This is a genomic window from Serratia sp. ASV30 (assembly GCF_016428815.1).
Taxonomy (GTDB): Bacteria; Pseudomonadota; Gammaproteobacteria; order Enterobacterales; family Enterobacteriaceae; genus Chania; species Chania fonticola_C.
Map to the genome: position 1 here is coordinate 1 of NZ_JAELTL010000106.1, position 7,600 is coordinate 7,600.

At 43.1% G+C, this 7,600-nt stretch carries 8 protein-coding genes; all 8 read right to left on the minus strand.

Annotated features, from left to right (window positions below; genetic code table 11):
• Window positions 1-387: 387 nt before the first annotated feature.
• The 8 genes from JHD74_RS25065 to JHD74_RS25100 all read right to left on the minus strand — a co-directional run bounded on the left by JHD74_RS25065 (window position 388) and on the right by JHD74_RS25100 (window position 7,005).
• A complete protein-coding gene (locus JHD74_RS25065; protein ID WP_074029806.1) occupies window positions 388-921 on the minus strand; it encodes a fimbrial protein in 534 nt (177 codons plus the stop codon).
• A 21-nt stretch (window positions 922-942) separates the two neighbouring features.
• Window positions 943-1,431 carry a fimbrial protein gene (locus tag JHD74_RS25070; RefSeq protein ID WP_074029815.1) on the minus strand — a complete coding sequence of 163 codons (489 nt, stop codon included), beginning with the start codon at window positions 1,429-1,431 and terminating at the stop codon, window positions 943-945.
• Entirely contained in the window at window positions 1,428-1,946 is a 519-nt protein-coding gene (locus tag JHD74_RS25075; RefSeq protein ID WP_199063793.1) for a fimbrial protein, read from the minus strand. Before JHD74_RS25075 ends, JHD74_RS25070 begins: the two co-directional genes overlap by 4 nt.
• Window positions 1,947-1,950: 4 nt before the next feature.
• Window positions 1,951-2,538 carry a fimbrial protein gene (locus JHD74_RS25080; RefSeq protein WP_024527844.1) on the minus strand — a complete coding sequence of 196 codons (588 nt, stop codon included), beginning with the start codon at window positions 2,536-2,538 and terminating at the stop codon, window positions 1,951-1,953.
• Window positions 2,539-2,564: 26 nt separating this feature from the next.
• Complete coding sequence (locus JHD74_RS25085) at window positions 2,565-3,311, minus strand: fimbria/pilus periplasmic chaperone (RefSeq protein ID WP_199063794.1); 747 nt, start codon at window positions 3,309-3,311, stop codon at window positions 2,565-2,567.
• Window positions 3,312-3,330: 19 nt separating this feature from the next.
• The gene (locus JHD74_RS25090) at window positions 3,331-5,853 is read right to left on the minus strand and encodes an outer membrane usher protein (protein WP_233169675.1); all 2,523 of its coding nucleotides are present in this window, start codon (window positions 5,851-5,853) and stop codon (window positions 3,331-3,333) included.
• Between the two features lie 15 nt (window positions 5,854-5,868).
• Window positions 5,869-6,399, minus strand: a complete 531-nt coding sequence (locus JHD74_RS25095) for a fimbrial protein (RefSeq protein ID WP_199063795.1) — start codon at window positions 6,397-6,399, stop codon at window positions 5,869-5,871.
• Window positions 6,400-6,474: 75 nt separating this feature from the next.
• Window positions 6,475-7,005, minus strand: a complete 531-nt coding sequence (locus JHD74_RS25100; protein WP_138106288.1) for a fimbrial protein — start codon at window positions 7,003-7,005, stop codon at window positions 6,475-6,477.
• Between the last annotated feature and the right edge of the window lie 595 nt (window positions 7,006-7,600).

Genomic DNA, 7,600 nt, shown 5'->3' on the forward strand with positions numbered 1-7,600 from the left:
CCCCCCCCCCCCCCCCCCCCCCCCCCCCCCCCCCCCCCCCCCCCCCCCCCCCCTTTTAGATGTGTATAAGAGACAGCCATACATGTTTCAAGAGCGGGGTCTTTGTTTGGGGTACAGGCGCGTATAACACTAGGTGGTGCGGCAGCAGTCCATTCGATTGCACGAATAGTCATCATACCTGCACTATCTGGTGAAGTCACAAAAATACGACCAATGTAAACTGTTTCAGCCAAACTTACCGGAGATAAAACAAGAAGGAATGGGATTAAACAAAAACGTCCCATATTTATAATTTTATTTATCATGACAAAAATACTCCTGAATAGGCATTTCCATTATTCTCCCTGAAAATTCCGTGGCCGTAATCATTATTTAACAAAGTGAAAGTTATTCATAAATCAAACTAAAGTTGAGTATCGCATTAAAAACACCACGGCTGATTGTCTTATTGGCTATAGCTTTCGGCTCACCACGGACGAAGGCATTAAAGTTTATATCCATAGTGCCGGGATTTATTTCAATGCTCATATTTGTGCCATTGTTAATATTTATCGGCTCGCCGTTGTTCGTATTTTCAAGGCCAATAGCCAATCCTGAATTCATATCACCGGAACTCACCGACAAATAACCTGGTAGAGCGTCATTTCCTGCTCCGGTAAAAGAAACACGAATCATTTTTGCCAGCGATGTATCACAATTCTGCAAATGAATAGTAATCGTCTGGCCCTTCACCCTTTCGTGAGCATAAAGATATTTATCGATGATTTCACCAAAGTCCAAAGGTATGTTTTCATCACCCGGTGAAAGTACGCAAGGCTGCCTAACCAATTCCCCGGAGAATTTAAGATTTTCCGCCGCATACCCGCCAGATGAAATAAATATGAAACTCAGTATCAAATTTCTGAACAGTCCAACATTCATTGATTCATCTTCCTAATATTTCTACTGATACTGAACGGTTAACGTTGCAGACGCAGTAAACTTCCCCTCGGAGAGAGTCACACCATTTTCGCTCAGCGGAACCGCTTCAAGCTTGGGCCTACGCGCGGGATCAATTAAAATGGGCTGAGAAAATACAATGGGTTTTCCATCACTATAAATCTTTATGCCAAGTCCGTTAATCGTGCTCTGAATTGTCCCAGGCGAAAAAGAAGCAACCGAGCTAGACGATAATGTCATACTCATAGTCCAAGGTGGAGAATCTATACAGTCTAATATGAAGTTAATTTCCTTACGATAACTGTCACCATCGATTTTATTAATACCGACCTTATCAAATGAAACGTTAATATCTTGCCCGCCGTTAACTACACAAGGAGGGGGTTCAATCAGCGTTCCTTTAAATAGCATGTCAACTGCATAGGCATTAGCATTAGACACGGTAAAACCCACTAATACGCTTATAAGTATCTGCCGCCATATATTAATCATTGATAATATACCTGCATGATCGCTGTCGCGGAAAAAACTTGTCCTTTGAGTGTTGCCCCTGGCCGTTTTACCAAAGTAGCGTAAAGCTGAGGTAAGACGGGATAGTTAAAGTTAAGGAACGAATTCACCGGAAAAGCCGTTGTGCCATCGGTTAAGGCTATCCCCAGATCGGTAACGGTGGTCTGCAGATTACCGTCTCCAAACCCTGCAACTGTTCCTACGACTCTTATCATCATCGAATTGGTATATTGTGCTGAGCAATTTATGCTGTAACTCACAGGCATTCGATACTGAGTGCCATCAATTTGGTTAGTCTTGACATTGTTGCCAAAATCAACCGAGATAACACCTTTATCTCCTGTCCCCGTAATGATGCAGGGTGCAGGTTCCAAAATTCTTCCCTGAATATTCACGGTAATACTTTGCGGGGCAGGTACAGCCCGCGAAAAAGTGCTGTATCCGAGGATCAGGGCGAAGACCTGATACATTACGGTGAGCCGAATCATAGATTTCATATTCTTAGTCATACCTCATATAGAAAAAGAGGCTGGCACGAAATGCACCGGCACCAAGCGGTGCCGCTGTTCTCACCGGTGTAATAGTGAAATTAAGGGCGTCTTGCTTTGGTGTAACTAGCAGTGGCACTCCCCTGAAACCGAGCCTGACAGGTTTATTATTTTCATCTTTTATTGCCAGACCTATTCCAGAAGCCCCAGTCACAGCGACCAGCCCGGGATTTGATGTAACCGCAGGGGCTAAAAACGAGAAGGTCACAGAGGGCTGATGACGGTCTATCACTTTATTACCCGTCCAATCATCGCGATTCAGGGTACCAGCACTTATGCAGTCCCTGAGCATCAAACTAAAGGGTACGGGTATGCCAGGATCCCCAACGTGCTGGAAATGCGCAGCCGACAGCGTTCCAAGATCGATTTCCTGATAAGACGAATGTAGATCTAATCTACAGGCGCCTTCGGTCAGTACTCCCCGAACTTGAATTTTTCCTGATACGCCATCTCCGTTCCATTGACCAGGCAGGTTCGTTTGCGCATGAGCGAAATTTATTGCCATGAGAAGTAAGCTTACACGAGCAGCGATTTTTAGCATGTGACCTTCCAACCTAATGATGGTGCTTACTCTTTTACAGGCGTCGCTTTACAGCTTGAGCCCTCGCAGTGGAAAACAAGTTTTGGATGACCGCCATAGTCATTGACATATGTCAGTACTGGCGATGCCCCTAACTTGCTAGCACTGACGTTAAGGTAATCTGATGAAAGAGGTGCCAGCATTAACGGGCGGAATTCACTCTCACTGTTACTAACAGTGCTTCCAGCATCGACAAACGTCACATAATAGGGTGTTGGGTTAGTTAACTTATAGCGTTGCCCTTCACGAACCATTACGACACTTTCCTGCCAGGGTGCAGACCTTGATGTTTCAGGCTGAACAATTTCTGCTGGCCGGTAAAAGAGTTTAATTTTTGTTTGCAATGCAATTTGCAACGTATTTGGCTTGTCGCTGCGTGGTGGAATTTCTCTCATATTGAAATAAAACAATGATTCACGATCTTTAGGCAAACTATCAATAGCCGGCAAAGACTGTAATTTTATCTGACTTTTAGAGCCTGGTTCTACGCGTTGCAGAGGAGGCACGATAGTAAGAGGGCCATTGATTTTATTACCCTTACTCTCTTCTATCCATGCCTGAACTAAATAAGGTAATTTTGTGTTCTCATTGCTGACATTAAGGCTGACCGATTTGTCATCACCATTAAATATGACTCTTGTGCGGTCTAATGCGATCGCGGCACTTACCGTATGTGCGGTGAAAACACCCAAAATAGTCACGGTGGCAAAAAGTCCGTTTTTTAAAAATTTCATTAAAGAACTCCGTAATAAATTAATTTGATTTTTTTTCATTCAAAAAAATACAGGGTAAAAGAATGTTTTGCAATTTCTCAGTAACGAGATTTGTTGGGAATGAAATCTGACATTGTTCAGCACCATTCCAACGCAATTGCATAATGGCAGAAGCCTGGATACCACTTAAGTAAACGCTGCCATCATCATTCACAATTCCTACCTCTCTGTTATCTTTATTCAGCACTGTTGCACCAAAGGGGGGGGAAGACCCATCAGGCAACCTAATGTATATAAGCGCTTTTTCTCCCTGAACAATACTAAAATGACGATAACCTATAGCACCTTCCGTTAACGTTATCTGCTCTACGGTATTAATGGCTTCAGCATTATCACTCAGCTTATTAACGTCGATACTCAGTTGATTTCTATAATAGTTGTTTACATCCGACACGACGGCTTTGCCAAATATATTTGAGCGCGCCACGGCACCAAAACCGCGCACTGGAACATCACTCACCCCATCGGTATCAACCATGACTCGCGCAGAGCCAGGAGTGTTAATACGGTGTAGTGCACCACCTTTCATCGTAGCCGTCAGTCCACCTTGTAACCCGATCCCCGCAGAAGTAAATCCTAACTCCTGATAGCTGGCATTGGCATTCACTTGTACATTATCGCCCGCATGACTATAAAAACCGCTGGCGGCGTTTTGAGCGCCATTTTTACCAACGCTGATCTGGTAGCTATCGAAATCATTAAGCGTTGAGAAATAGCTCACTTGATTGCTACTCCCCCCTTTGTAACGGGAGCTGTTTAAGCCGATTGAACCATGATCTCCCCAGGGAACTGACAGGGATAAATAAACACCATCATCATTTGAGTTATTAAATTTACTGCGATATGCGTTGACGGAAATATTAATGTTTTTCACGTTAGCAATATCAAGATATTTCGCCAATGCAATATTATAGCGATCATCCACTGAGCTATTCCAATAGGTACGGTGGTTGTAATCTACAAATAGGCTGGCGCCAATACCTGTAAATTGCTGATTAAAGCTCACAGTATACATTTCTTTTGTGCCTGCACGACGATAATCGGACTGTCTTGCATCCAGATAATCGGCCATACTTAAATAGTCTCGCTCTGAGAAGCGATATCCGGCAAAAGTTACCTGACTATTAAACTCATCAAAACGCTTTGAATAACTCAACCGATAGGAGTTACCCTGCAAAGTCTCAGTCTGCGGAAGCTTTGCGCGAGAATGCGTTGCATCCAAAGATAAAGCACCAAATAACATCAGATCGCGACCGATACCGACCGCTAAAGCCTGATAATCGTTATTAACCGTGTTTCCTCCGTAAAGTGACCAGCCATTAGCCACACCCCACGAAAACTCTCCCATTGAGAACAAAGGCCCCTGGCTGCGATGACGAAAATCAGTAGGACGCCCGGCCGATACCATATAACGCAACGTTCCCGGCCGCGTCAGATAAGGAATATCTGATGTTTGTACGCTGAACTGCTGGTTTGAGCCATCTTGCTCTTCTACTTCAACGTCAAGCTGACCGTTTACGGCATCGTTAAGATCTTGGATCTTAAATGGGCCAGGCGCGACCTGAGTCTGATAGAGTACCGCCCCTTGTTGCCTGACGGTGACCTTAGCGTTTGTCTTGGCAACACCGGTAATTTCAGGCGCATACCCGCGCAGATTAGGTGGCAACATACTATCGTCACTGCGCAATGAGACTCCGGTAAACCGAAAACTATCAAAAATATCGGAGTTCACGAAGTTTTCACCAAGAGATAAACGTGCCTTCAAACTTTTTATCGGGCGATAAATATAATATCTTGTCCAGTCAAAACGGTTGCTATGGCTACTTCCAGCAGATTTATTATCTATCTGAGCCTGCCAGTCTGCCCGAGCACGCCAAGGGCCAAAATTAACACCTGCAGTCCCGTTTCCACTCATGCTGTTATTCTGACTGCTATGGCGTGGACGTATAGTAGTGAAATTTGTATTATAATCAAACAATGCACCAAATACGCCATTATCCCAGCGTGAAGGGGGATCCCAGTTCGGTGCCGTGTATTCTAAGAAAGCCTGAGGGATACTCAGGTTTAATGTTGAAGTTGGCAGTTCAGAGGTTATTTTCCAGCCATCATCAGCAGGAATAACAAGACAAACCTCATCTTTGTTGCTCCCTGGTTGCCACTTGAGATTACTAAGATATCCTTCCTTTAAACCAAGTTGTGCGACAAGCTCTTTCGTTAAGCAAGGAAAGCTGGATTTTTCATCTTCAGGAGTCGAATAATAAAGCGTATCAAAGTCTGTGATTTTCTTCTGATTCAGAATAACAGCCATGCGATAGACGCCCGGCATGATATAACCAGCGACAGCGAATACCGAAAGATCAAGATTTTTTTTATCATTCGTATCAAGGATGTCAGTGTTAAACTGAGTTTCTTCAGCTGCATACACGTTAATCTGCCCCAAAAAGGCAAGCACAACTATGCATGCGATTCCACTTTTTGATAATTTCAGTATTTTTTTTGACATCCTTGCCACCATCAATTAAAAATAATCTATCTTGTATTTTATAGACGTATTAAAATCGCCTGCTTTTATTTTTCCAGCATCGTGCGTCAAGGCTAAATAGTACTTAATACTGATTCCACCCTCGCTTAGTAAGTGTTGAGATAATGGAATCCCGGGTAAGGAAGGTTTGAATTTTTCATCAGAAAGGGCGACACCTATGCCCTGACTTGAGCCTTTATTAATGAAGAGACCATTGTGATTTTCTCCATCAAATGTAATTTCAAAATACCGCCAATTGCTTGCGTTTGGGTTTAACTTTTCCAACGTGCAGTTAATCAAATTGATGCTAAATGGAACGCTCGTACTACGCCCATTTCTCTCTAATTCGCCGACTGTGATCACACCTAAATCTACAGTTTGATTTAAGCTGTTCATATCAATAGTGCAGGCGCTTTCGATAATGCTGCCACGCATATTCAATCTTCCATGGCCAGCATCTTTGCCAACAACAGGATTAATAAAAATAAGGTCGAGACATAAAAGTAGAAAGAATATGGTTTTTTTCACGATTTATTCTCGCTTTAAGCAGACAAGAAAAGTAAATACTTAACGTGCCTGTATTAAAGTTACTTATCTGAATTATTATTCGTAAGCAAGCGCGTAGTTAGCGATAGAGGTGAATTCACCTGGGGTAATAACAGCAGTCGGACCGGTATCACCCTGAAGATAAGCAGAGAATACTAAGGTATTGCTTCCGTCCATAATCAGTTGTGGAGAAGTAGCAGTACCAAACTTAATTGGAGTGCCCGCGCCATCGGTCAGAACGATACTTGCACCTTTCGCAGAACCAGTAATACCCAGCAGGTCTGTATTACTTGCTGATGCTGGACCAGTAAAGGTTGCGGTTACGCCTTTTGTAAGACCAGCTGTATCACATTTCTCAAGGTCGATTTGGAAAGTAACAGGAGTTGATTTCCCACCATCTTTCAAAGCAGTTGCAGAAACCTGACCCAACTCAATGTTCTGGTTAGAGGTGCCTGGGGTAATTGAACAAGGTGCTTCAATGATTGAACCTGTGAATTTGATCTGACCTTTACCTGCTTCAGTAGCAACAGCAAATGCATTAGACATAAAACCGGCAGCAACGACCAGTGCTAAAATATTTAATTTCACCTAATTTCTCCTTTGTGATTTTCTACTTTCATATAAAAAAGTATTTTCCTGCCCTAATGTTCCTGGCCTTTATAGGTGACTACACTCACTTCACCACAAATCCACTTAACCTGATTGGGCTGAGGGACTATAGGGTGAATTAATATCGCGTTCATCCAAAACAAGCTAAAATAACATTTATCCAATTAAAACAGACGGTTATGATTTTATTTTTTGTTAAGGATAATGCGTCACTCAATTTATTTAATACTTTTTCAGGGTGGTTTTAAAAAGTTATGCCTTAGAGACTGTAAACAGGTGAGGCAGGATGAGAACCTTTTGTGCGGAATACTCTGTATCTCACAGGGACAAAGGAAAAACCGTACAAATGGCGTACTGTCTGCACTGATCTGAGAAGCCAGCTGAGCAGATACTGTTGGGATAACCCTGGACGGGTAATGGAAGATATTCTGGAGGGGCCTTCAGACTTCGTGCTAGCGGATAGTCAGGGAAGAATTATCCGAAAGAGGTAAAAAAAGAGACCGCTACGTTATCCGTTACGGCCTCCTTCAAAAGATTAACTGGCAATCATCAGGTCTGTCTCTTATACACATCT

Excerpts from the sequence above, each read along its gene's own strand:
- JHD74_RS25090 (WP_233169675.1), bottom strand. The coding sequence starts at position 5,853 with ATGTCAAAAAAAATACTGAAATTATCAAAAAGTGGAATCGCATGCATA.
- JHD74_RS25065 (WP_074029806.1), bottom strand. The coding sequence starts at position 921 with ATGAATGTTGGACTGTTCAGAAATTTGATACTGAGTTTCATATTTATT.
- JHD74_RS25075 (WP_199063793.1), bottom strand. The coding sequence starts at position 1,946 with ATGAAATCTATGATTCGGCTCACCGTAATGTATCAGGTCTTCGCCCTG.
- JHD74_RS25070 (WP_074029815.1), bottom strand. The coding sequence starts at position 1,431 with ATGATTAATATATGGCGGCAGATACTTATAAGCGTATTAGTGGGTTTT.
- JHD74_RS25085 (WP_199063794.1), bottom strand. The coding sequence starts at position 3,311 with ATGAAATTTTTAAAAAACGGACTTTTTGCCACCGTGACTATTTTGGGT.
- JHD74_RS25080 (WP_024527844.1), bottom strand. The coding sequence starts at position 2,538 with ATGCTAAAAATCGCTGCTCGTGTAAGCTTACTTCTCATGGCAATAAAT.